The sequence below is a fragment of the Marinobacter sp. bablab_jr003 genome (assembly GCF_016464245.1).
GTDB classification, from domain to species: Bacteria; Pseudomonadota; Gammaproteobacteria; order Pseudomonadales; family Oleiphilaceae; genus Marinobacter; species Marinobacter vinifirmus.
The window spans coordinates 36,430-59,447 of the sequence record NZ_JADARC010000134.1 but is presented as its reverse complement, the minus strand read 5'-3'; the positions used below and the strand labels follow the sequence as shown (position 1 = coordinate 59,447).

Below are 23,018 nucleotides of genomic sequence, written 5' to 3'. Positions count from 1 at the left end.
GGGCAGGCTATCGTAGTTATAATCTGAAAACCGCCGTCGGTGACTACCGGCGGCGGTTTTTTGTTTGGTACTCTCGTTTATTCATGGCGTATGAAGAGCGAGTTCGGAGAGGCTTTCCAAAAATTTGTGGAGCCAGGGATGGCGGAACAGAAGCGACACATGGATGTGCCGCCAGGAGCGGTTTTTGGAAAGCCTCTCCGAACTTGCTCCTGCACCGAGGTTTCAGGCTAGGGGATATTAGGTCTAAACATGAACAAGAAAGCGCTCCTGGCTGAACTTGAGCTGGCTCGCAGCCGGACAGAACAGCTGATTGTTACTTTGCCCGAAGAGAAACTGGATGTTCCGTATCACCCGGGCGTGAATCCACCGCTCTGGGAAATGGGCCACTCAGCGTTCTTCTACGAGGTCTTTGTCTTTAACCTGCTGGACGGCACGCCCAGCTATGATCCTTCCATGGATGACCTGTGGGACTCTTTCCATGTCGATCACAAAGACCGTTGGAGTCGGGATCTGTTTCCGGGCCGGGAAGAAACTCTCAAGTATTTCAACACCATCTACGACCGAGTTGCCGAACGCATCAAGGGTCGGGAACTGACCGATAAAGAGCTGTATCTCTACCGCTACGCCATTTATCACCAGAACATGCACATCGAGTCGCTGATCTGGTGCCGGCAGACGGTGGGTTATCCGGCGCCGGTGGATTACAAGGGCGACCGGCCGGCTCCGGGCGAGCCGGTGAGCGGTGATGCGCAGATTCCGGCCGGGCGTTGGGTGATCGGGATGCCGGGTGAGTCTGAACAGTATGCGACCGAGGACTTTGCGTTTGATGCCGAAAAACCACGTTTTGAGGTGGAGCTGCCGGCGTTTGCGATCAGTCGTACCCTGGTGAGTAACCGGGAGTTTCAGGCGTTTGTTGAGGACGATGGCTATAAGCGCCCTGAGCTTTGGTCGTTCGGGGGCCGGAAGTGGCTGGAGACTGAAGTGGATGTGGCGCTGGTGCACGGGGTTGCGGAGCCCCGGATGGCGGTGCCACGGCATCCGCTGTATTGGCGCTGGCATGAGGGGCAGTGGCAGGAGCGGGTGTTTGACCGTTGGTTGCCGCTGGAGCCGGATGCGCCGGTTACCCATGTGACGTATTGGGAGGCGGAGGCGTTCTGCACATGGGCCGGGCGGCGGTTGCCGACGGAGTATGAGTGGGAGGTGGCGGCGCTGGGTAACAAGCCCGGTGAGCCTTTCCGTCGGTATCCCTGGGGCAATGACGTGCCAGATGCCTCGCGGGCGGATATGGACGGCCGGTCCATGGCCCGTAATCCGGTGTCGGATTATCCGTCAGGGGACAGTCCGTTTGGCTGCCGGCAGATGATTGGCTCGGTCTGGGAGTGGACCAGCAACGAGTTCCTGCCTTATGACGGCTTCAAGATGGATATGTATCCGTTCATGTCGACCCTGCAGTTTGCCACTCACAAGGTGACCAAGGGGGGCAGTTGTGCCACGTCATCCAACCTGGTTCGTGGCACTTACCGGCAGGCGTACCTGCCGTTCCGCGGTGATGTTTATACCGGGTTCCGCACCTGCGCGGTCTGAAGCCCTGATTTGTCCATGAGGTGGCTGGCGAGGGCTACGCCGGTCTCGCTCATGGTGAGGTAGGCTTCGTCTGCGCCGGCGATGCGGATTTTCTCGGCTTCGTCGGCGTACATGGTGTGGGCCACGATATAGCCTTCAAAACCGAGCTTGCGCAGCATCCGGGCGGCGATGAGCTTGCCTTCAATATCATTCATCGCCAGCACCACCGACTGCAGCGCAGGCATATGCAGGCCCTGCCAGAAGGTGTTGTCTTCGGCATCGGCAAAGACCACGTTCCGGCCTTCCTGCTGGTGCTTTTCCATTTTCGCCGGGTCGGAGTCCAGGCCCATGATTTTGGGTTCGTGGGGTTGAAGCCAGTCGTACGTGGCGGTGCCGGTGCGGCCCATACCCATCACCAGTACGCGGGTATCGCCCAGGGAAATCGGCTGTTCGTCCGGGTGTCGTTTCTTGCTCTCGAAGCGGACGATGCGTGGTGCCAGCTTTTCGAACAGGCTGTGGGCAAACCGGTTCAGGGGTGCGGAGATCACGAAGGACAGCGACACGGTAATGGCCAGCGGAATCAGCCATTCAGGCAGGGCGATGCTGGCGACAATCAGGCCGAATTCGCTGTAGTTGGTCAGCGACAGGGAGGTCAGGAAACTGCTGCGGGCACGCAGGCGGAAGCCCAGCAGCAGGAAGTAGAACAGTGTGCCTTTGAGCGGCAACAACAGGGCGGCGACGACTGCAAAGATCAGGGCCTGCTGGTCTGGCAGGCCGCCAATACCGATCTGCAGGAAGAAACCCACCAGGAAGATTTCCTTCACGCTCCACAGGGACTTGGCCAGTTCCTGGGAGCGGGGGTGGTTGGCCAGCATGGCACCGAACACCAGGGCGCCCAGTTCCGAACTCAGGCCCACCGCCTCGAAGCCCAGGCCACCGACCACCAGGGCCAGCAGTAATCCCAGCAGCACCAGCAGTTCGTCATGGCCGCTGGCATCCAGCAGTTTGTAGAGCAGGGGCCGTAGCAGGGGCAGGCCAAAGACAATCAGCGCCCACTCGGAAGGGGTTTTGCCGGCGGCCAGGCTCATCACCACCAGGGCGATCAGGTCCTGCATGATCAATATGCCGATGGCTACTCTACCGTGGAACGCCCGCAGTTCCCGCTTGCTTTCGAGTACTTTGGCCGCCAGCACGGTGCTGGAAAAGGACAGGGCAATCGCCAGCATCAGGGCGGTGGTCCAGTCCAGGTCAAACAGCAGGTAGAGGCCGGGGGCAAACACCACGCAGGTGATGGCAAAGTGCAGCAGGCTGCCACCGATCACTTCCGGGCTGACAATGGAGCGCAGCTTAAGTTTCAGGCCAACGGTAAACAGCAGCAGAAGAACGCCCAGGTGGGCGATGTGAGCCAGCACATCGGTGGGCTCAGCGGTAATGCTGGTGTTGGCGGCCAGGCCGCTGAGCACAAAGCCCGCGGCCAGGTAACCGACGAGTGGCGGCAGGCCGATGCCTTTAACAAGCAGGCCGGTAACAAAGGCGAAACTGATCCAGATGGCTTCAGGCATGGCGAATCTTCTGACAGATGATTACAACGCCCTGAAGCCTACCTGTTTTTTGCGTTCAGCTGTAGTAGCGGATGGTTTCAGGGCTGTGATTCCGCGAGGAACTCACGAAACAGCTCTGCGGATTGCTCCGGGGCTTCCACCATCGGAGCGTGGCCGATGTCATCCAGAATGGCTTTGCGGGCATCGGGGATGGCTTCTACGAAGACATCGGCGTTGCGGTAGTCGATCACCCGGTCCAGCTTGCCCCAGACCACCAGGACCGGCGCCCGGATGTTGGTGATGGCATTGCGGAAATCCGGCTCGAAGCCGGTGTCGCGGATGGCGGCAAAGATGACTTCGTTGACTTCCCGGTTGGCGATGGCCTTTTCTTCCATCACGTCGAAAATCGGCCAGGGTACAAACGGGCGTTTCTCCAGGGCGAAATCCAGCAGCTTGTCGAAGTCACCTTCTTGCTTCGGAATCAGCGGGTTGTCGCCTTCCAGTACCAGGTCGACCAGTTCGCTCTCGTATTCGAAGATGCCTGCCGGGTCAAACAGCACCGCCGTTTGTACCTGGTCGGGATGGGTTGCGGAATAGAGAGCGGTGATGGCGCCGCCCATGGAGTTGCCCATCATGTGGAACCGCTCCACGCCCAGCTTTGCCAGCGCCTGGTTCAGGTAGCCCACCTGGTCTTCAAAGCGGTAGCCGATGTCCATGGGCTTGCTGCTGTCGCCATGGCCGGGCAGGTCGAAGGCGTAGATGTTGAACTCGCCTTTGAATTCCTTCGCCAGCCGGGTCCAGTTGTCCTTGTTGGCACCAAAGCCGTGAATCAGAACCACGGTGTCGCCGTCGACTCGCTCTTTGCTGCGCAGATAGGTGATATCCAGTTCCCCGACTGCGACCTGTTCGGTTTCCAGCCCGGCGCTGGAACGTTCCCAGCCGATGGCGCTGTCGTAGATGCCCTGTTTCGAGCAGGCGCTGATCAGAAGGGTGGTGGCAAGCAACAGGACAAGGTTGAGTGCGTTACGGGGCACAGTGAACTCCTTTTCATGGTTTCGGGGTTGATGGCCTAACACTAACCCATAAAAAAGCCCGGTCAATGACCGGGCTGACAGCTTTAACGGGCAGAGCCTGAAACTCAGCCTTGCTCCCGGGCAATGGCCCGGTAGGCAATGTCTTTACGGTAGAACATGCCGTTCCAGCTGATTTTCTTCGCCAGCTCATAGGCCCGTTGCTGGGCTTCGGTCACGGTGCTGCCGAGGGCAGTGGCGCAGAGTACGCGGCCGCCGGCGGTGACAACGTCGTCGCCGTTAAGCTTGGTGCCGGCGTGGAACACCTTCTCGCCTTCGGTTTCACTTTCCGGCAGGCCAGAGATGACGTCACCCTTGCTGTAGTCGGCAGGGTAGCCGCCGGCAGCCAGCACGATGCCCACAGAGGCGCGGTCGTCCCACTCGGAGTCGCACTGGTCCAGCTTGCCGTCCACGGCCGCCTGGCACAGCTCAACCATGTCAGACTTCATGCGCAGCATGATCGGCTGGGTTTCCGGATCGCCGAAGCGGCAGTTGAACTCGATTACCTTCGGCGCACCGTTGGCATCGATCATCAGGCCGGCGTACAGGAATCCCTTGTAGGGGTGACCTTCGGCGGCCATGCCGTTGACGGTGGGGTAGATCACCTCGTCCATGATGCGCTGGTGCACATCCGCAGTGACCACCGGGGCCGGAGAATAGGCACCCATGCCGCCGGTGTTGGGGCCGGTGTCGCCGTCGCCCACACGCTTGTGGTCCTGGGAGGTGGCCATGGCCAGCACGTTCTTGCCGTCGACCATCACGATGAACGAGGCTTCTTCGCCGTCCAGGAATTCTTCCACTACCACGCGGCTGCCGGCATCACCGAAGGCATTGCCTGCGAGCATATCGCGGATAGCGTCTTCGGCTTCTTCCAGGGTCATGGCGACAATCACGCCTTTACCGGCGGCCAGGCCATCGGCCTTGACTACGATCGGTGCACCTTTTTCACGCACGTAGGCGAGGGCTTCGTCTACATCGGTGAAGTTGGCGTAGTCGGCGGTCGGGATCTTCTGGCGGGCCAGGAAATCCTTGGTGAAGGCCTTGGAGCCTTCCAGCTGGGCTGCACCGGCGCTGGGGCCGAAGATGCGCAGGCCGCGAGCCTCGAACTTGTCCACCACGCCTGCCACCAGCGGGGCTTCCGGGCCAACGATGGTCAGGCCGACGTTGTTCTGCTCGGCAAAATTGGCCAGGCCGTCCAGGTCCATCACGTCCAGGTCGACGTTCTCCAGGTTCGGCTCCCGGGCCGTACCGGCGTTACCCGGTGCCACGAAGACTTTTTCTGCCTGCGGAGACTGGGCTGCTTTCCACGCCAGGGCGTGTTCGCGCCCGCCACTGCCAATAACCAGAATGTTCATGTGCTGCTCCTGAATACGTTGATCAGTGACGGAAATGGCGCATGCCGGTGAAGACCATGGCAATGCCATGCTCGTTGGCGGCGTCGATCACTTCCTGGTCGCGCATGGAACCGCCCGGCTGGATCACTGCGGTGATACCGGCAGCGGCGGCGGCATCGATTCCGTCGCGGAACGGGAAGAAAGCATCGGAGGCCATCACCGAACCCTTTACTTCCAGGCCTTCGTCAGCTGCTTTGATGCCGGCAATCTTCGCACTGTAGACGCGGCTCATCTGGCCGGCACCGACACCGATGGTGCGGCCGGCTTTGGCGTAGACGATGGCGTTGGATTTCACGTACTTGGCCACTTCCCAGGCGAACAGCAGGTCGTTCAGCTCCTGTTCGGTAGGCTGGCGCTCGGTGACGACTTTTACGTCTTCCATGGCCACCATACCGAGATCCCGGTCCTGCACCAGCAGGCCGCCGGTCACGCGCTTGTAGTCCATGGTCTGGGCGCGCTCGCCGCCGAATTCACCGCAGGCCAGAAGGCGTACGTTCTTCTTGGCAGCAACAATCTCGACCGCTTCCGGCGCCACGCTCGGGGCAATAATGACTTCCACAAACTGGCGATCCACGATGGCCTTGGCAGTCGCGGCATCCAGTTCCCGGTTAAAGGCAATGATGCCGCCAAAGGCGGATGTCGGGTCGGTGGCGAAGGCCAGGTCGTAGGCTTGCAGGATGTCGGCACCGATGGCTACGCCACAGGGGTTGGCGTGCTTGACGATGACACAGGCCGGGTCGGCAAACGGCTTCACGCACTCCAGGGCGGCATCGGTGTCGGCCACGTTGTTGTAGCTCAGTTCCTTGCCCTGCAGCTGTTTGGCGGTGGCCACGCAGGCTTCTTTCGGGTTGCGCTCGGCGTAGAAGGCGGCGCGCTGGTGCGGGTTTTCGCCGTAACGCATGTCCTGAACCTTCACGAACTGGGCGTTGAAGGTGCGGGGGAAGTCGGCGTTGTCGTTGTCCGGGGTGCGGCCGCCCAGGTAGTTGGCAATGGCACCGTCGTAACCGGCGGTGTGCTCGAAGGCTTTTACTGCCAGGTCGAAGCGGGTGCTGTAGGTGAGCTGGCCGTCGTTGCTGTCCAGCTCTTTCAGAACCCGGCTGTAGTCGGAGGCGTTCACCACGATGGCGACATCGTTGTGGTTCTTGGCGGCGGCGCGAACCATGGTGGGGCCGCCGATGTCGATGTTCTCGATGGCAGTCGGCAGGTCACAGTCCGGGTTGGCCACGGTCTCTTCGAACGGATACAGGTTCACCACCACCATGTCGATGGGGTTGATGCCGTGTTCGCCCATGATGGCATCATCGGTGCCGCGACGGCCCAGAATGCCACCGTGAATCTTCGGGTGCAGGGTTTTTACCCGGCCATCCATCATCTCGGGAAAACCGGTGTAGTCGGACACTTCGGTGACCGGTACGTTGTTTTCCTGAAGCAGGCGGAAGGTACCGCCGGTGGACAGCAGCTCAACGCCGCGTTCAGTCAGGGCTCGGCCGAAATCGACGATGCCGGTTTTATCACTTACGCTGATCAGGGCGCGACGGACGGGGGTGTTTGCCTGGTTTGCCATGGTGACTGCCTTCCTTTGTCAGATTAAAGCAGACCGTACTGCTTGAGTTTCTTGCGCAGGGTGCCGCGGTTCAGGCCAAGCATGGTGGAGGCCTTGGTCTGGTTGTTGCGGGTGTACTTCATTACCTGCTCCAGCAGGGGCGCTTCCACTTCTGACAGCACCAGCTGGTACACGTCAGAAACCGGTGCGCCGTCCAGCTGCGTGAAGTAGTTTTTCAGGGCCACTTCCACGCTGTCACGCAGGGTGACACTGTTGCCGCTATTATTTACCGTGTGCAACTGATGGACATCATCGTTGGCCGGGGTGCCCAGGTTGTCGTTTGCCAAAGTCTCAGCGGTCATGCTGCGAATACCTCTCCATTTCGTAAGCCTGCAAAGTACTGTTCGATGCTGTCTTTCTGCTCCAGCGCATCTTCGATGCCGTTGAAGCGTGTTCGGAACTGTTTGTTCTCGTCATGGGACTGCAGATACCAGCCCACATGCTTTCTGGCGATACGCACGCCCATTTTCTCGCCGTAGAAGCTGTGCAGTTCGGCCAGGTGCTCCGACAGAATCTGCTCGACTTCATCCAGCGGTGGCTCAGCCAGGTGCGTGCCGGTTTCCAGGTAGTGCAGAATCTCCCGGAAGATCCATGGCCGGCCCTGTGCCCCACGGCCAATCAGCAGGCCGTTTGCGCCGGTGTGCGCGAGCACCTGCCGGGCTTTTTCCGGCGTGGTGATGTCGCCATTGGCGAACACCGGAATACCCACGCTGGCTTTTACCGCGGCGATGGTGTCGTATTCGGCGTTTCCGTTGTATTTGTCTGCCCGGGTGCGGCCATGTACTGCCAGTGCCTGGATGCCGGCGTCTTCGGCCATGCGGGCGATCACCGGTGCGTTGCGGTTGTCCCGGTCCCAGCCGGTGCGCATTTTTAGGGTGACCGGTATATCCACAACGGCCACAACGGCCTCGAGGATTGCCCGCACCAGTTTTTCATCTTTCATCAGGGCAGAACCGGCGGCCTTGTTACAGACCTTCTTGGCCGGGCAGCCCATGTTGATGTCGATGATCTGGGCGCCAAACTCGGCATTTTGCCGGGCGGCATCCGCCAGCATCTCAGGGTCGCCGCCGGCAATCTGCACCGAGCGGGGTTCCGGTTCACCCTGATGATTCAGGCGGGTGCGCGATTTGCGCGTATGCCAGAGCTTGCTGTCTGCTATGACCATTTCCGATACCGCCAGACCAGCTCCCATTCGGCGGCAAAGCTGCCGGAAAGGGCGATCCGTTACGCCGGCCATGGGCGCAACAATAAGCGGGTTGGGCAGGGTGTACGGCCCGATTTTTGCCGTTGGCAGCATGATCTGAGTCCGTGTCACAGCGGGTTAAGCAAGGTTCGGTGGAGCGGTTGGTTAATTTCTGACCGCTCCGGTCTCCGAAGGGCGGTAATGATACCGCCGGGGGCACATCGATTGAAGGGGCGAAAGCAGGAAAAAATTGATTATTTTTCGTGCTTTCTGGTTGACTTTTGCTCTGTCAACTGTGTGCCGGCATGGCGGTTGTCCGGCGCTGTCACGGGGATGCCGGCCGGAAATCCAGATTGTAGTTAACCGCGTCGCGGCCCGGGTCGCGAATGCTGATGGCGATGCGAACCGGAGTTTCTACCGGCATGGCATCCAGCCCGGTGGCTTCGCCGGCCAGGTATTCATCGGGGGAAAACACACTCTGGGCAACCACGTCGCCGTTAAGGTTCGAGAAGGTCAGGGCGATGGCAGGGAACGGCTGTTCAAAGCCTGCCCGGTTGAGGATAACCGCATCGACAATCAGCTGGCTCCGGTTTTCCGGATCGGTGCGCACCACCAGCTTCCGGCTCTGGATGGCGTCGACATCCACCAGGGGCTTGAGCTGGCAGCCGGCAAGTTCACAGCCTTTCTCGTAGAACGGGCGCAACTGGGGGGTGGCAGACAGCCGGTCAAACTGGAACCAGGTAACCTGGGCCACCAGAACGCCAATCAGCACCAGTACCACCAGTGTCCAAAGGGCTGTGCGCAGGCCGCCACGGCCACCACCCACGGATACCGGGTCTCGGCGCAGGTCCTGGTAAAGGTTGTCCGGCTGGAACGGTTTGGCGGGGCGGCTGGTGACAGGATCGCCCACCCGGTCGTCATCGGAGGTCAGGGGCGGTTCATGATCGGCGTGGGGTTGTGCCGGAGCAGGGTCCGGCGTGAACTCCGGTTCGGCTTCAACAGGTGTCAGAGACAGTGCCTCCGGCTCCTGCAGGGGCTCGGATTCGGGCTTTGGAGCCGGTTTGGCAGGGGAGGGCTTTACTGGCTCGGGTTCCCGTTCAGGTTCGGGTTCCGTTTCGGGCTTGCCTTCCTGCCCGGGCTCCACCTCTTCAAGCATGGCTTCTGCCCAGCTTTCGTCTACCTGATGGTTGTCGTGATCGTCTGAGTCGTCCCGGAAGCCGGGGGCATCGGGTTCATCCACATCCCGGAAGCTGTCGCTGAGCTCGTCCTCATCGAAGGTGAGCTTGCTGCCGGCGTAGCGGCCTTCAGTGGCGTCTTCTTCGGGGTTGTCGGCAAACACAAACTCGTCTTCGCCAAAACCGACATCCGCGGGTTCTTGCGGCTTTTCCTCGGGGGGCGTCTCAGTCGTCCCGCTTTCAGTGACACGGTGCTCCAGGGCGTTGAACACGTTCATGCAGCTGCCGCAACGGACCTTGCCCCCGGCTACGCCGAGCTGTTCGCCGGTTACCCGGAAACGGGTTTCGCATTGGGGGCACTGGGTCTGCAGGCTGCTCTGGGTCATGCTTCGGTCCTGAAAGCGGGATCGCTAGGTCATTGCATTTTGGTCAGTACGAGTCAGGCAGTTTAGTCATAAACGCCTGGGCCGTCATCTGTCCCTGCGTCGTCCTGTGAGGCGTATCCAGTCTTCTTTCTGTTCCGGCTCGTCCATGATGAACCAGGGTTCGTAGGCATCCATCACTTCCCGGGCCTGGTTGAACAGAATGCCGGAAAGCACCAGGTCACCGCCGGGTTTGGTGAGTTCGGCCAGCCTCGGTGCCAGGCCAATCAGCGGCTGGGCCAGGATGTTGGCCAGCATTACGTCCGCCTGGGTGTCGGGATCCTGTCCGGGCAGGTAGAGGTCCAGGCGGTTGTCTTCCACGCCGTTACGACGGGCGTTGTCGCGGCTGGCTTCCAGGGCCTGCGGGTCTGTATCCACGCCAATCACATGGTCCGCACCCAGCAGCAGGGCAGCCAGGCCCAGGATACCGGAGCCGCAGCCGTAGTCGGTTACCTGTTTGCCGGCAACATCCTGGCCGTCAAGCCATTCCAGGCACAGGGCGGTGGTGGGGTGGGTGCCGGTGCCGAAGGCCAGGCCAGGGTCCAGCAGCAGGTTGGCGGCGTCCGGATCCGGGGCTTCGTGCCAGCTGGGCACAATCCACAGGCGTTCACCGAACTGCAGCGGGTGGAAATCATCCATCCAGGCCCGTTCCCAGTCCTTGTCTTCCACCAGTGTCACTTCAATCTCGGCCAGGGACTGCTGGGTTTGCTGGTGCCAGGCGTCGCGGATATCCGCTAACAGCTGTTCGATGTTGCGATCAGACTGGAACAGGCCGGTAACGGTGGTCTGGCTCCAGAGGGGAGTGGTGCCCGGATCGGGCTCGTACAGGGGCTGGTCGGCTGCGTCTTCCATGGAAACGGCGTCTGCGCCCATTTCCATTAACAGATCCTCCAGCTGATCCGCAGTATCCGGATCAGCTGGAATCTGGAGTTGTATCCAGGGCATGGTTAATCCCGCATCAGTTTCTCGAGGTAGTGGATGGTGAAGTCTACCTGTTTAAAGCCACCATCGCGTACCAGTTTTCGATGCAGGGGTTGATTGGTCTTGATGCCCTCGACCAGCATTTCGTCCAGCGCGTTCTTCATGCGCCGGCGGGCGATTTCCCGGTCGTCGCCCCAGGTGATCAGCTTGGCCACCAGGGAATCGTAGTACGGCGGTACGGTGTAGCCGCTGTACAGGTGCGAATCCACACGGATGCCGTTGCCGCCGGGAGCATGGAAGTGCTTCACCTTGCCCGGGCTGGGCACGAAGGTTTGCGGGTCTTCGGCGTTGATCCGGCACTCGATGGCGTGGCCGGAAATATGGATTTCGTCCTGGCTGTACTGCAGCGGCAGGCCGCTGGCAATGCGCAGCTGCTCACGCACGATATCCACGCCGGTGACCATCTCGGAAACCGGATGCTCAACCTGTACCCGGGTGTTCATTTCAATGAAATAGAACTCGCCGTCCTGGTACAGGAACTCGAAGGTGCCGGCACCCACGTAACCGATTTCCTTACAGGCATCCACGCAGGCCTTGAGGGTGCGCTCCCGGGATTCCGGGTTGATGTTCGGAGCCGGTGCTTCCTCGATCACCTTCTGGTTGCGGCGCTGCATGGAGCAGTCCCGGTCGCCCAGGTGAATCACGTTACCGTGCATATCGGCCAGCACCTGGACTTCCACGTGGCGTGGTGTTTCCAGGAACTTCTCCAGATAGACGGTGGGATCGCCGAAGGCGTTCTTGGCTTCGGTCTGGGTAATCTGCACCGCTTTCAGCAGGGCGGCTTCAGAGTGCACCACCTGCATGCCGCGACCACCACCGCCGGAAGCGGCCTTGATCATCACCGGGTAGCCGATCTGCTTTGCCAGCTTGAGGGTACGCTCGTCGTCGTCCGTCAGCGGGCCGTCGGAGCCGGGTACGGTTGGTACGCCTGCCTTTTTCATGGCTTCGATGGCGGAGACCTTGTTACCCATCAGGCGAATGGTTTCCGCCCGGGGGCCGATGAAGCGGAAGCCGCTTTTCTCGACCTGCTCGGCAAAGTCGGCGTTCTCTGCCAAAAAGCCGTAGCCCGGGTGGATGCCCACGGAATCGGTCACCTCAGCAGCGCTGATGATGGTGGGAATGTTCAGGTAGCTTTCTGTTGGGCTGTTCGGGCCAATGCAGACAGATTCGTCTGCAAGGCGCACGTGCATCAGGTCGCGGTCGACCTGCGAGTGCACGGCAACCGTCTTGATGCCCAGCTCCTTGCACGCGCGGAGAATGCGCAGGGCAATTTCACCGCGGTTTGCGATCAGAACTTTTTCTAACATGGCCATGGTTAGCAATCACCGAATTCAGGAAATGACGACCAGGGGCTGGTCAAACTCAACCGGCTGGCCATTTTCGACCAGGATTTCGGTAATGGTACCGGCCTTGTCGGCTTCGATCTGGTTCATCATCTTCATGGCTTCAACGATGCAAATCACGTCGCCAGCATTCACGGTCTGGCCCACTTCAACGAATGCAGCAGCCGTGGGTGAGGGTGAACGATAGAAGGTGCCAACCATCGGAGACTTCACGGTATGGCCTCTCGGTGCAGCCGGGGCAGCAGCTTCTTCCGCCGGTGCTGCTTCAGCCACGGGCGCCGGTGCCTGGGGCGCCTGCGGTGCGGCGTAGTGGCTTACATAATGGCCACCGGCAGCTGCCTGCTCGCGACGGCGGGAAATGCGTACCGAGTCGTCGCCTTCGTGAATCTCCAGCTCTTCGACATCAGACTCTTCGAGCAGCTCGATCAGTTTCTTGATTTTGCGAATATCCATAACTGTTTCAGTCCCGTTTTACTGGTCTATCGGTGAATTCGTTGCAGGGCAGCCTGCAGTGCCAGGTCATAGCCCTGGCTGCCCAGCCCGCAGATAACGCCTACGGCGATATCCGAAAAGTACGAGTGATGGCGGAAAGGCTCCCGCGCATGCACGTTGGAAAGATGCACTTCAATAAACGGAATGCCGGATGCCAGCATGGCATCACGCAGCGCGACGCTGGTGTGGGTGAAGGCGGCCGGATTGATAATGATGAAATCCACGCCTTCGGCCCGGGCTTCGTGCACCCGCTCGATCAGCTCATATTCCGCGTTCGATTGCAGGTGCAGGAGGTGATGGCCTTTGTCTGCCGCTTTCTCGCGCAACCGGTCATCGATATCGGCCAGGGTCTCATAGCCATATACCTCGGGCTCACGGGTGCCGAGCATGTTGAGGTTGGGGCCATGGAGCACAAGTATGGTCGACATGGTAATTTTGCCTTGGTGTTATTTGAACAGGATCGCCGAAGATAACGGCACGTTACCTGAATGGTGCGTGCTTGTTAGCCTCGGATCAACACTTTTTGACAATCTTCCTGTTGCCGGATTGATCCTGCAAAAAGCTTACACAGCAATGACCGGCGGTGCGATGACATTTCGTTGATGGGCCCAATTGTCGGCCAAGGAAGACGGGGCGGGTATTCGACATTGGTTTCATGGGCCGGGCAGGGCGCCCGGCCCGGAAGTTCAGAGGCTGGAGCGATTCTCCAGCCTGGAGGGAGGGCTCAGGAGGCCAGGCTGATCTGGTTGCGGCCGTGTTCTTTCGAGCGATACAGGGCCTTGTCGGCCCGTTCGCACAGTGTCTGGGCACTGTCGCCCTGCCAGTCGGCAACGCCGCAGCTGAACGACACCCGGAACTCCTGTTCGCCGGCCTGCTGCTGCAGCTCGGAGAAACGCTGGCGGATTTCATCGAGCACGTTCTGTGCATCCTGGGCGGAGGTGTTGGGCAGGATCACCGCAAACTCCTCACCACCGTAGCGGCCGATGTGGTCGGTTTTGCGCAGGCGCTGTTTCAGGAACATGGACAGGCTGCGCAGTATGCGGTCGCCGATGGGGTGGCCGTAGGTGTCGTTGACCTTCTTGAACTCGTCAATATCGATCATGGCAAAGGCCAGCGGCTGGTCTTTTTGTCTCGCCCTGACAATTTCCTGTTCCAGCAGGTACAGGGTGTGGGTGTGGTTGTACAGGCCGGTCAGGCTGTCGCGAATCATCAGTGCCAGCAGCGAACGGGCCCGGCGACCCCGGTTGTGGATGGTCGCCACCAGGTGTTTGGGGTCGATCGGCTTGGTCAGGAAATCGTCGCCGCCCAGGCTCATGGCCTGCAGCTGCTTGTTCACGTCTTCCTCGGCCGACAGGTAGATAATCGGCACGCTGTGGAATTTGTCCTGCTGGCGGATGACCCGGGCGATCTCGGTGCCGGTGCAGCCGGGCATGTACATGTCGAGAATGATGATTTCCGGAGAGAACTCGTCCAGGGCGTTGATGATCTGCATCGGGTCGGTGATCACGTAGGCGTTCATGCCGGCCCGCTTGAGCACCGTCTCCATGAATTTCGCCTGGGCCCGGGAATCGTCCAGTACCAGCACTTTATAGGGCTCGCTGGAATTTCCGTTGCAGTAGGTTTCGATTTTCTCGATCAGCTGGCCCGGGTCCACAGCCGGGTAGAAGAATTCCTCGCCGCCACAGCGGGATGCCCGCAACCGGGTTTCAATGGTGCCGTCGTCTTCGCTGACGAAGATGATCGGGATGGGGGTCTCGTGCCGGGACTGTAACTGCTCTACGGTGCTGATACCCGCCAGGGCGGACCCGCCGAAGTTCACATCCATCAGGATGGTTTCCGGCTTGCCCTGATTGCAGGCCTCGACCAGTTCCCGGGCAGTGCCGAAGGCAGCGGCCCGGAATCCGAAAAATTCCAGCTGGCGGATCAGCCGGTTGGCGGTTTCACTGTTTTCCAGGGCAATGTAGACCGGGGTGCGCCGGTATTGCTGCGGTGCCTGGCCCGTGGCCTGGTCGGAGCGGCGCTGGGTGCTCTGGCACAGGCTGCCGGTGGCTTCCTGCAATTGCGCCGCAAGGCTGTCATCCAGGGCTGTGCCCGGTGCCCAGCTTGCCAGCAGTTGCAGGATGCGCTTGCCGGCAACGGCGTGGTCATTCATCTCGAAGCGCAGGGCGTAGCGCACCAGTTTGTCGGTGTCTGCGGCAAACAGCTCGCGGAGGCTTTCGGCCTGGCCCCGGTTCTCGCTGATCTTCTGCCAGGTATCCAGCACCACCCGGGCCTGGGTGGTTACACGGCGGGCGAAGTGTTGCCTGAGTTTTTCTTTCTGGCTCTCGTCGTTCATGGGGCTCCGGCCTGTGTCCTTTTTATGAAGATGCACCCGATCCGCGGGGGTAACTTTCTAACCTTAGTCGGTTTCCAGAGTCTATAGTGTTTAATGTTGTCGGCGTAGATTGCACACTGTAAATGTTTGTCAACTCTGCGGCACCGGTCACGGGCCGCTGATCACGGGAATCGTTCAGGCCAGCATGGCCGGGGCCGGGATATCATGGCAAGGAAGCACACAAACACGTTCGCAGCCCAGCAGGGTGAAATCTCCCTGAGCAGCCTGCTGATCCTGTTCACCAGCGGTTTGTTGGTGATCATTCTTGCCGCCGCGTTTATCACCAGTTTCGGGCACTTCCGGGACTACGTGGCGGACCAGCTCACAGACCACGCCCTTGACGGAGCGATCGCTACCGGGCTTTCCCTCTCCAACGCGATTGACGGCTCAGACCCTGTGGCCTCGGCGTCCCTGGTGGATGCGGTTTTTGACAGCGGCCGTTACCTGTCGGTGGAATACATCGGCCATGACGGCCAGGAGATTGCGGGCCGGCGTATGGCGCTGAAGGGTGCGGCCGCCCCCGGCTGGTTTATTCGCCTGGCGGAGCTGCCGTTGCCGCAGGCGGAGGCGGAAGTAGTACGGGGCTGGTCGCGCCTGGGCAAGGTCAGGGTGGTCAGTCATCCGGGCCGCGCCTACGACGACCTGTGGCGCATATCCCTGGGCTTGCTGGTTAGCGTGCTGGCGATCGGCGGTGCAGGCCTGGTGGCCCTGTTTCTGTTGGTGCGCCGGTTACTGCGGCCGCTGTCGGCACTGGAGCAGCAGGCCCGGGCCTGGGGCCGGCGGGATTTCCGGAACCGGGTGCGCACCCGCTCCACCCGTGAGCTGAACCGCGTAACCGAAGCCATGAACCAGATGGCGGACGACCTGGAGCGTTTGTTTGTCGGTCAGGGCCGGCTTATCCAGCATTTGCGCAAAGTGAACAGTGAAGACCCGGTAACCGGGCTGGCCAGCCGCAGTTCCTTTGATCAGCGCCTGAAAGCGGAAATCATGTCGGAAGAAAAGTCGGCTCCCGGTGTGTTGGCCATGATCCGCCTGGCGGGCTTTGCCGATTACAACATGGCCTATGGCCGTGAAGAGGGCGACCAGTTGCTGCGCCAGGTGGCCGGAAGCCTGGCCGGATTTACTGCCCGCCACCCGCAATCCTTTGCCGGGCGGTGCACCGGCGCGGAGTTTGTGGTGTTTCTGCCAGGGGCGCCGGCAGCCGACGCCCGGAACTGGCTTGAGCGGTTAATCCAGGAGCTGGACGGTATCTATTGCGACCTTGCCTCGCCCATGGACACGGCCGTGCACGGAGGGCTGGCGGTGGCTTTGCCCGGGGCCGGGGTTCGTGACCTGCTGGCGGCGGCGGATGAAGGCTTGCGGGCGGCCCAGGAGAAGTGCGAATCCGGTTGCTGCCTGGAGCAGGCTGGGGCGGACAGCCATCTCACCATGGAATCCTGGCGCGACCTGCTGGCCGGCGCCATTGAATCCGGGAGCCTGTCATTGTGGCTGCAGCCAATGGTGACCTGTGAAGGCGGTGCCCTGGCCCATTACCAGGCGTTTTCGCGCATTCCCGCGCCGGAGGGCGACCTCAAGGCCGGGGTGTTTCTGCCCGTGGCCGAACGCCTGAGCCTGATTGCCGGCATTGACCGGTTGTTGCTGGCCCGGGTGCTGGCGATGCTGGAACAGACGCCGGACCAAACCCTGGCCATATCGCTGGGGGTCTCCTCCGTTGGTGATGACCGCTTCTGTGAAGACCTGCTGGAAGCGCTGGCCCGGGCCGGGAACCGGGTGGCCAGGCTGTGGGTAGGCATTCCCGAACTGGCCCTGAACCATCATCGCAAAAAGGCTGGCCGGCTGGTCCGGGCGCTGGCGAAAATTGGCGTTCCGGTGATGGTGGATCGTTTCGGCGTTGGCGGGGTGCCGTTCAGCTATCTGAGAAATCTGCCTTTCCGGGGCATTCGTATCGACAACAGCTTTATCCACGACCTGGACAGCCACAGCGAGAACCGGTTCTGGGTGGAGTCGGTGATCGGCATTGCGCACAGCCGCGGCGTGCGGGTGTTCGCCACCGGAGTGGAAACCGAAGCGGAATACTCGGTAGTCTGTAAGCTGGGTATTGATGGCGCCATGGGATACCATCTGGGCAGGCCCTTCGGGGCAGACGAATAAGCAACGGGAGAACGGGAGACTTATGTCGGGCAAGATCAGACAGTACTTCAGGGACAAAAAGGAAGACGTACAGGATTACACCGGAGGCAGTGGTGTAATCGGTAAATTTGTACTGGCGGTGCTGGTGGTATACCTGCTGGTTACGATTGTGCTCGGCATGTACTGGAGCAGCGAGCCGGATACCTTCTCTGTGCGTGACCATACCCGAACCCTGGCCAACACCATGGAGCGGGAGCCGGTAACCGGGTTTGCCACCACCGCCACCATGATCCGGATTGCCGAAACCCTGCTGGACAAGCCGGGCGGATACATCTCCAACGACATCTTCCCCCCGGGATTGTGGATGGATAACATGCCCAACTGGGAGTACGGCGCGCTGGTGCAGCTGCGGGACCTGTCCCGGGCCATGCGTAAAGACATCAGCCGTTCCCAGAGCCAATCGGCTGAAGACCCGGACCTGACCATTGCCGAGCCCCAGTTGCACTTCGACAGCGAGAGCTGGGCGATACCCTCCACCGAGGCTGAGTACCGTCGCGGTATCAATGCCCTCAAGCGCTACCTGAACCGGTTGTCGGACCCCGCCCAGGCCGATGCCCAGTTCTTTGCCCGCGCGGACAACCTGGGTAACTGGCTGGCAGACCTGGAAACCCGTCTGGGCAGCCTGTCCCGCACCCTGAGCGAGAGTGTGGGCAAGGCCTCGGTGTCCGATGCGGTTGCCAACCTTGATCCGGACGATCCGCTGTCTGAAGACATCGGCGGCGAGGATGTGAAAACCGACTGGACCAGGATTGACGATGTGTTCTACGAAGCCCGCGGCAGTGCCTGGGCCCTGCTGCACATCTTCCGGGCCATTGAAGTGGACTTCCGCAAGGTGATTGTGGACAAGAACGCCATGGCCAGTGTGAAGCAGATCATTATCGAGCTGGAAGGCGCCCAGGAATCCATGTGGAGCCCGGTGATCCTGAATGGCAGTGGCTTTGGCCTGCTGGCTAACCACTCCCTGACCATGGCCGCTTACCTGTCACGGGCCAATGCAGCAATCAGTGACATGCGGGACCTGTTGTCACGGGGGTAACAACGGATATGCGTTACCCGGGAGGGTAACGCAGACACAAAAAAACCGGGGAGCTGTTAGGGCTGCCCGGTTTTTTTGTGCCTGATACGTGATCAGCCTTTGTAGGCGTTCACGGCATCAACAATGGCTTGCTTGGCAGCGGCGGCGTTGTCCCAGCCTTGTACCTTCACCCACTTGCCCGGCTCGAGAGTCTTGTAGTTCTCGAAGAAGTGACGGATCTGGTCGCGCAGCAGCTCGGGCAGGTCGTCGATTTCTTTAACGTCGTGGTAAGTGGTGGTCAGCTTGTCGTGGGGAACCGCAACCAGCTTGGCGTCGCCACCGGCTTCGTCTTCCATGTTCAGTACACCCACCGGACGGCAGCGAATAACGGAACCTGCCTGGATCGGGTACGGGGTTACTACCAGCACGTCCAGCGGGTCGCCGTCGTCAGCCAGGGTGTGCGGGATGAAACCGTAGTTGGCCGGGTAGAACATGGGGGTAGCCATGAAACGGTCAACCAGCAGGGCGCCCATGTCTTTGTCCAGTTCGTACTTGACCGGGGAGCTGTTAGCCGGGATTTCGATGGCTACGTAGATGTCTTCCGGCGGGTTCTTGCCAGCGGGGATGTTGTCGAATTGCATGTGCGATCCTTCCTGCTACGTTAGTGTTCGTTTAACTGCGGTGGAAAATTGGGCGCAATTATACGGAAGTCTCCTGCTATTCGAAACTAAACCTTGGTCACAGCCGGATCTGTTTGGCAATCAGCTCCTTCATGATTTCCGTGGTGCCGCCGCCGATCGACAGGATCTTGGCATCCCGGTACAGGCGCTCCACCACCGATTCCCGCATAAAGCCCATGCCGCCGAACAGCTGCACCGCCTCGCGGGTGACTTTTTCGCACACGTCGACGGAGAAGTTCTTGGCCATGGCCACCTGTTTGATCGGGTTTTTGCCGGCCTGCATCAGCGCCGCGCAGCGGTAGGTGTATTCCCGGGCGATGTCGATCTGGGTGGCCATGTCCACCAGCTTGTGGCGGGTTACCTGGAAGCCTGAAACCGGGCGGCCGAAGGCCTTGCGCTCCTTGACGTAATGCATCGCGGCTTCATAGGCCAGCTGGGCGGTCATGTAGGCCATGATGGACAGGCTCAGGCGTTCAGCCAGGAAGTTGCTCATGATGGCGATAAAGCCGGCGTTTTCGGCGCCGATCAGGCGGTCGGCCGGTACCCGGCAGTCTTCGAAGAAAAGCTCGGCAGTGTCGCTCGCCCACCAGCCCATTTTCTTGAGTTTCTTGCCGGTGGAGAAGCCCGGTGTGTCGCGGTCGATCAGCAGCAGGCTGATGCCAGCGTGGCCTTCGCCCCCGGTGCGCACGGCGACGGTATAATGGTCGGCGCGGATGCCGCTGGTGATGAAGGTTTTGCTGCCGTTGACGATGTAGTGGTCGCCGTCTTTTACGGCACGGGTTTTCAGGTTGGCGACATCGGAGCCGCCGCCGGGTTCGGTGACCGCCAGGGCGGCAATTTTTTCGCCCCGGAGCACCGGCGGTACGATCTGATCGCGTATTTCTTTTTTAGCCCACTTGGCCACCGGTGGCAGGCCGATATCCAGGGAACCGATGCTGGCGACAAAACCGCCGGAGGTGGAGCGCATCAGCTCTTCGGACACGGCTACTTTCATGAAGATATCGCCTTCACCAACGCCACCAAGCGCTTCCGGGAAACCAATGCCCAGCAGCCCTGCGTCGCCTGCCTTCTGGTAGATTTCCCGGGGGAATTCGCCGGCTTCTTCCCAGTCGTCGATATGGGGCAGTACGTGGGTTTCGATAAATTTACGGGCGGTCAGGCGAACCTGTTCGTGGGTTTCGTTGAAGTAGTCAGGCACAATCGGGCTTCCTGCGTTCTTGTTAGCGTTGTCCGGAGTGTCTCTTAAATTTCTGCACCAAGCAAGCGCTTGGTTTGTGCGTATGGGCCAGAAAAAGCCGGCGCTGCTGGCCGGCTTGGTTGGTGCTTCTGGTTCAGGCACCGGGGCGGGCAATGCTCTTCACGCCTTCGCTGGTGCCCAGCAGCAGCAAGTCGGCCGGGCGCCGCGCGAACAGGCCGTTGGTAACCACGCCGACAATGTTGTTGAGCCGCTCTTCCACCTGGATCGGTCGGGAGATGTCCAGGTTGTGGATGTCGATGATGATGTTGCCGTTGTCAGTGACAAAGCCATCCCGGTAAACCGGGTCGCCACCGAGTTTGACGATTTCCCGGCCCACATGGCTGCGAGCCATGGGAATGACTTCCACGGGCAGCGGGAATTCGCCCAGAATGCCCACCATCTTCGATTCGTCGGCAATACAGATAAACGTCTTGGCGACGGCAGCCACAATCTTTTCCCGGGTCAGGGCGCCGCCGCCGCCCTTGATCAGTTCCAGGCGCTCGTTGGTTTCGTCGGCACCGTCGACATAGAACTCGATTTCGTTAACGGCGTTCAGGTCATACACCGGAATGCCGTGTTTTTTCAGGCGTTCGGCGGTGGCTTCGGAGCTCGCTACGGCGCCGTCGAAATCGTTTTTGTGCTCGGCCAGGTAATCGATGAAAAAGTTGGCCGTGCTGCCGGTGCCGACGCCTACGATGCTTTTCGGCTCCAGGTGCGGGGCAATGTGGTCTACGGCAGCTTTGGCAACGGCTTGTTTCAGTTCGTCCTGGGTCATGGCGGAGCTCCGGGGGATTGTCGGGTTGAATTCGCTTCTCATTATACGCTCGCAGTGTCTGTGCTTATAGACGGCTGCCGTGCAAAGTTTCTAAACTGTAGGTTTTTCCCAGCCACTCACCAGCAACCGGAACCATCATGCCGCAACGCTACATCAAGAAGATTCTCGATGCGCGGGTTTACGACATCGCCATCGAAACACCGCTGACTGAAGCCCGCAGCCTGTCCAAGCGCTTTGGCAACAATATTATGCTCAAGCGTGAAGACCTTCAGCCGGTGTTCTCCTTCAAGATTCGTGGCGCATACAACCGGATTGCCCAGCTCTCGGAAGAGCAGAAAGCCAAGGGCGTGATCTGTGCCTCCGCCGGCAACCATGCCCAGGGCGTGGCGTTGTCGGCCAAGCAACTGGGAATCAAGGCCGTGATCGTGATGCCCCAGACCACGCCTGACATCAAAGTGAAGTCGGTGCGGGACCGGGGCGCCCGGGTAGTACTCAAAGGCGACGCCTTCGACGAAGCTGCCGCCCATGCCCAGGAGCTGATCAAAAAACACGGCTACACCTACATCCCGCCCTACGACGACCCGGACGTTATTGCCGGGCAGGGCACCGTAGCCATGGAAATGATGTGGCAATTTTCCCAGCCCATGCACGCGGTATTCATCCCCGTGGGCGGCGGCGGCCTGATCGCCGGCATGGCGGCGTACATCAAATACCTGCGCCCGGACATCAAAGTGATCGGCGTGGAACCGGAAGACTCCAACTGCCTGCAAGCCGCCATGGCGGCCGGTGAGCGGGTGATCCTGGACGAAGTAGGTATCTTTGCAGACGGTGTGGCGGTTAAACAGATCGGGGAAGAACCCTGGAACATCTGTAAAGACGCCGTCGATGAAGTCATCACCGTTTCGACAGACGAAATCTGCGCCGCCATCAAGGACGTATTCGAAGACACCCGCTCCATCGCAGAACCCGCAGGGGCACTGTCGGTGGCCGGAATGAAAAAGTACATCGAGCGGGAGCAGCTTGAAGGCGAAAACCTGGCTGGCGTGCTCAGCGGCGCCAACATGAACTTCGACCGCTTGCGCTACATCTCCGAACGCACCGAAATCGGCGAAAAACGCGAAGCCATCCTGGCCGTCACCATCCCGGAAAAACCGGGCGCGTTCAAAACCTTCATCAACGCCCTGCACAAACGCAGCATCACCGAATTCAACTACCGCTACGCCGATGCCAGCGAAGCCGTCATCTTCGTCGGCATCCAGATCCAGGCCGGTGGCCTGGGCCGCGAAGAACTGGTGCAGGAACTGCGCGAAACCGGCTACTCCGTCATCGACCTCACCGACAGCGACCTGGCCAAGCAACACATCCGCCACATGGTCGGCGGTCACGCCCCGTCGGTCAGCAACGAAGTCATCTACCAGTTCGAATTCCCCGAACGCCCGGGCGCGTTGCTGAAGTTCCTCATGTCCCTCGGCACCCGCTGGAACATCTCCCTGTTCCACTACCGCAACCACGGCGCAGCCTACAGCCGCGTTTTGCTGGGTGCCCAGGTTAACGAAGCGGAAATTCCGGATTTCGAGAAAATGCTGGAGAAAGTGGGCTTCCGCTACGAAAACATGACCGATAACGAGGCCTACCGGTTGTTCCTGGGCGCGGGTAACGGAAGCGGCAACGCAAAGTAGAAACCGGGCACGGGCCTTTTGCGTGGATTGCCGAATCAGGGGCTGGTGGGGCCTTCCGAAACACGCTCCTTCGGCACATCCATGTGACGCTTGAGCTCCGCCATCCCTGGCTCCGCACAGTTTCGGAAGGCCCCACCAGCCCCTGCTTCTCCTATCGTGTCTCGCCCGGTTTCGGTCGCCGAACGCGAATGCTCGACAAGCAGGCCGAAGCTAAGTGATAACTCTTACGTAATCGTAACCTGTCAATAATTGTAAAATTGAAGTTACGTGTTAGTCTTTCGTCTAATTCTCCAAGTCGAGA

Annotated in this window: 20 protein-coding genes; 5 read left to right on the top strand and 15 right to left on the bottom strand. The window is 60.3% G+C overall.

Annotated elements, in window-relative coordinates; translation table 11 throughout:
• The first annotated feature begins 249 nt into the window (after positions 1-249).
• The gene (gene senA, locus H3Z84_RS15990; RefSeq protein WP_199458177.1) at positions 250-1,584 is read left to right on the top strand and encodes a selenoneine synthase SenA; all 1,335 of its coding nucleotides are present in this window, start codon (positions 250-252) and stop codon (positions 1,582-1,584) included.
• On the opposite strand, the gene H3Z84_RS15985 is transcribed toward senA, so the two are convergent.
• The 11 genes from H3Z84_RS15985 to aroQ all read right to left on the bottom strand — a co-directional run bounded on the left by H3Z84_RS15985 (position 1,554) and on the right by aroQ (position 13,195).
• A complete protein-coding gene (locus H3Z84_RS15985) occupies positions 1,554-3,125 on the bottom strand; it encodes a cation:proton antiporter family protein (protein ID WP_199458176.1) in 1,572 nt (523 codons plus the stop codon). The two genes, senA and H3Z84_RS15985, sit on opposite strands and share 31 nt — an antisense overlap.
• Before the next feature lie 77 nt (positions 3,126-3,202).
• On the bottom strand, positions 3,203-4,138 hold the full coding sequence (locus tag H3Z84_RS15980) for an alpha/beta fold hydrolase (protein ID WP_199458175.1): 936 nt from the start codon (positions 4,136-4,138) through the stop codon (positions 3,203-3,205).
• 104 nt (positions 4,139-4,242) lie between these two features.
• On the bottom strand, positions 4,243-5,529 hold the full coding sequence (purD, locus tag H3Z84_RS15975; RefSeq protein ID WP_199458174.1) for a phosphoribosylamine--glycine ligase: 1,287 nt from the start codon (positions 5,527-5,529) through the stop codon (positions 4,243-4,245).
• Positions 5,530-5,551: 22 nt separating this feature from the next.
• Positions 5,552-7,132 carry a bifunctional phosphoribosylaminoimidazolecarboxamide formyltransferase/IMP cyclohydrolase gene (purH, locus tag H3Z84_RS15970; protein WP_199458173.1) on the bottom strand — a complete coding sequence of 527 codons (1,581 nt, stop codon included), beginning with the start codon at positions 7,130-7,132 and terminating at the stop codon, positions 5,552-5,554.
• Between the two features lie 23 nt (positions 7,133-7,155).
• Complete coding sequence (gene fis / locus H3Z84_RS15965) at positions 7,156-7,473, bottom strand: DNA-binding transcriptional regulator Fis (RefSeq protein WP_022988371.1); 318 nt, start codon at positions 7,471-7,473, stop codon at positions 7,156-7,158.
• Positions 7,470-8,468, bottom strand: coding sequence for a tRNA dihydrouridine synthase DusB (gene dusB, locus H3Z84_RS15960; protein WP_199458172.1), 999 nt, complete (start codon positions 8,466-8,468; stop codon positions 7,470-7,472). Before dusB ends, fis begins: the two co-directional genes overlap by 4 nt.
• Positions 8,469-8,679: 211 nt before the next feature.
• Entirely contained in the window at positions 8,680-9,915 is a 1,236-nt protein-coding gene (locus H3Z84_RS15955; RefSeq protein ID WP_199458171.1) for a DUF3426 domain-containing protein, read from the bottom strand.
• An 84-nt stretch (positions 9,916-9,999) separates the two neighbouring features.
• Positions 10,000-10,896, bottom strand: a complete 897-nt coding sequence (gene prmA / locus H3Z84_RS15950) for a 50S ribosomal protein L11 methyltransferase (RefSeq protein ID WP_199458170.1) — start codon at positions 10,894-10,896, stop codon at positions 10,000-10,002.
• A gap of 2 nt (positions 10,897-10,898) precedes the next feature.
• Positions 10,899-12,245, bottom strand: coding sequence for an acetyl-CoA carboxylase biotin carboxylase subunit (accC, locus tag H3Z84_RS15945; RefSeq protein WP_022988367.1), 1,347 nt, complete (start codon positions 12,243-12,245; stop codon positions 10,899-10,901).
• Between the two features lie 18 nt (positions 12,246-12,263).
• Positions 12,264-12,728, bottom strand: a complete 465-nt coding sequence (accB, locus tag H3Z84_RS15940) for an acetyl-CoA carboxylase biotin carboxyl carrier protein (RefSeq protein ID WP_199458169.1) — start codon at positions 12,726-12,728, stop codon at positions 12,264-12,266.
• A gap of 26 nt (positions 12,729-12,754) precedes the next feature.
• Positions 12,755-13,195 (bottom strand): type II 3-dehydroquinate dehydratase, encoded by a 441-nt coding sequence (aroQ, locus tag H3Z84_RS15935; protein ID WP_022988365.1) that lies wholly within the window; start codon positions 13,193-13,195, stop codon positions 12,755-12,757.
• On the opposite strand from aroQ, the gene H3Z84_RS15930 reads away from it, so the two are divergent.
• Positions 13,185-13,370 (top strand): hypothetical protein, encoded by a 186-nt coding sequence (locus H3Z84_RS15930; RefSeq protein ID WP_199458168.1) that lies wholly within the window; start codon positions 13,185-13,187, stop codon positions 13,368-13,370. The genes aroQ and H3Z84_RS15930 overlap by 11 nt on opposite strands.
• Positions 13,371-13,491: 121 nt before the next feature.
• Here H3Z84_RS15930 and H3Z84_RS15925 read toward each other — a convergent pair whose 3' ends face one another.
• On the bottom strand, positions 13,492-15,102 hold the full coding sequence (locus H3Z84_RS15925; RefSeq protein WP_199458167.1) for a diguanylate cyclase: 1,611 nt from the start codon (positions 15,100-15,102) through the stop codon (positions 13,492-13,494).
• A 204-nt stretch (positions 15,103-15,306) separates the two neighbouring features.
• Here H3Z84_RS15925 and H3Z84_RS15920 point away from each other — a divergent pair, with 204 nt between their 5' ends.
• Positions 15,307-17,292 carry an EAL domain-containing protein gene (locus H3Z84_RS15920; protein WP_199458166.1) on the top strand — a complete coding sequence of 662 codons (1,986 nt, stop codon included), beginning with the start codon at positions 15,307-15,309 and terminating at the stop codon, positions 17,290-17,292.
• A 22-nt stretch (positions 17,293-17,314) separates the two neighbouring features.
• Complete coding sequence (locus H3Z84_RS15915) at positions 17,315-18,367, top strand: DUF2333 family protein (protein WP_199458165.1); 1,053 nt, start codon at positions 17,315-17,317, stop codon at positions 18,365-18,367.
• Positions 18,368-18,459: 92 nt separating this feature from the next.
• Here H3Z84_RS15915 and ppa read toward each other — a convergent pair whose 3' ends face one another.
• The 3 genes from ppa to rpiA all read right to left on the bottom strand — a co-directional run bounded on the left by ppa (position 18,460) and on the right by rpiA (position 21,038).
• Positions 18,460-18,987, bottom strand: a complete 528-nt coding sequence (gene ppa, locus H3Z84_RS15910) for an inorganic diphosphatase (RefSeq protein ID WP_022988360.1) — start codon at positions 18,985-18,987, stop codon at positions 18,460-18,462.
• A 97-nt stretch (positions 18,988-19,084) separates the two neighbouring features.
• A complete protein-coding gene (locus tag H3Z84_RS15905; protein WP_199458164.1) occupies positions 19,085-20,224 on the bottom strand; it encodes an acyl-CoA dehydrogenase family protein in 1,140 nt (379 codons plus the stop codon).
• Between the two features lie 133 nt (positions 20,225-20,357).
• Complete coding sequence (rpiA, locus tag H3Z84_RS15900) at positions 20,358-21,038, bottom strand: ribose-5-phosphate isomerase RpiA (RefSeq protein WP_199458163.1); 681 nt, start codon at positions 21,036-21,038, stop codon at positions 20,358-20,360.
• Between the two features lie 137 nt (positions 21,039-21,175).
• Here rpiA and ilvA point away from each other — a divergent pair, with 137 nt between their 5' ends.
• Positions 21,176-22,717, top strand: a complete 1,542-nt coding sequence (gene ilvA / locus H3Z84_RS15895) for a threonine ammonia-lyase, biosynthetic (protein ID WP_199458162.1) — start codon at positions 21,176-21,178, stop codon at positions 22,715-22,717.
• The last annotated feature ends 301 nt before the right edge of the window (positions 22,718-23,018 follow it).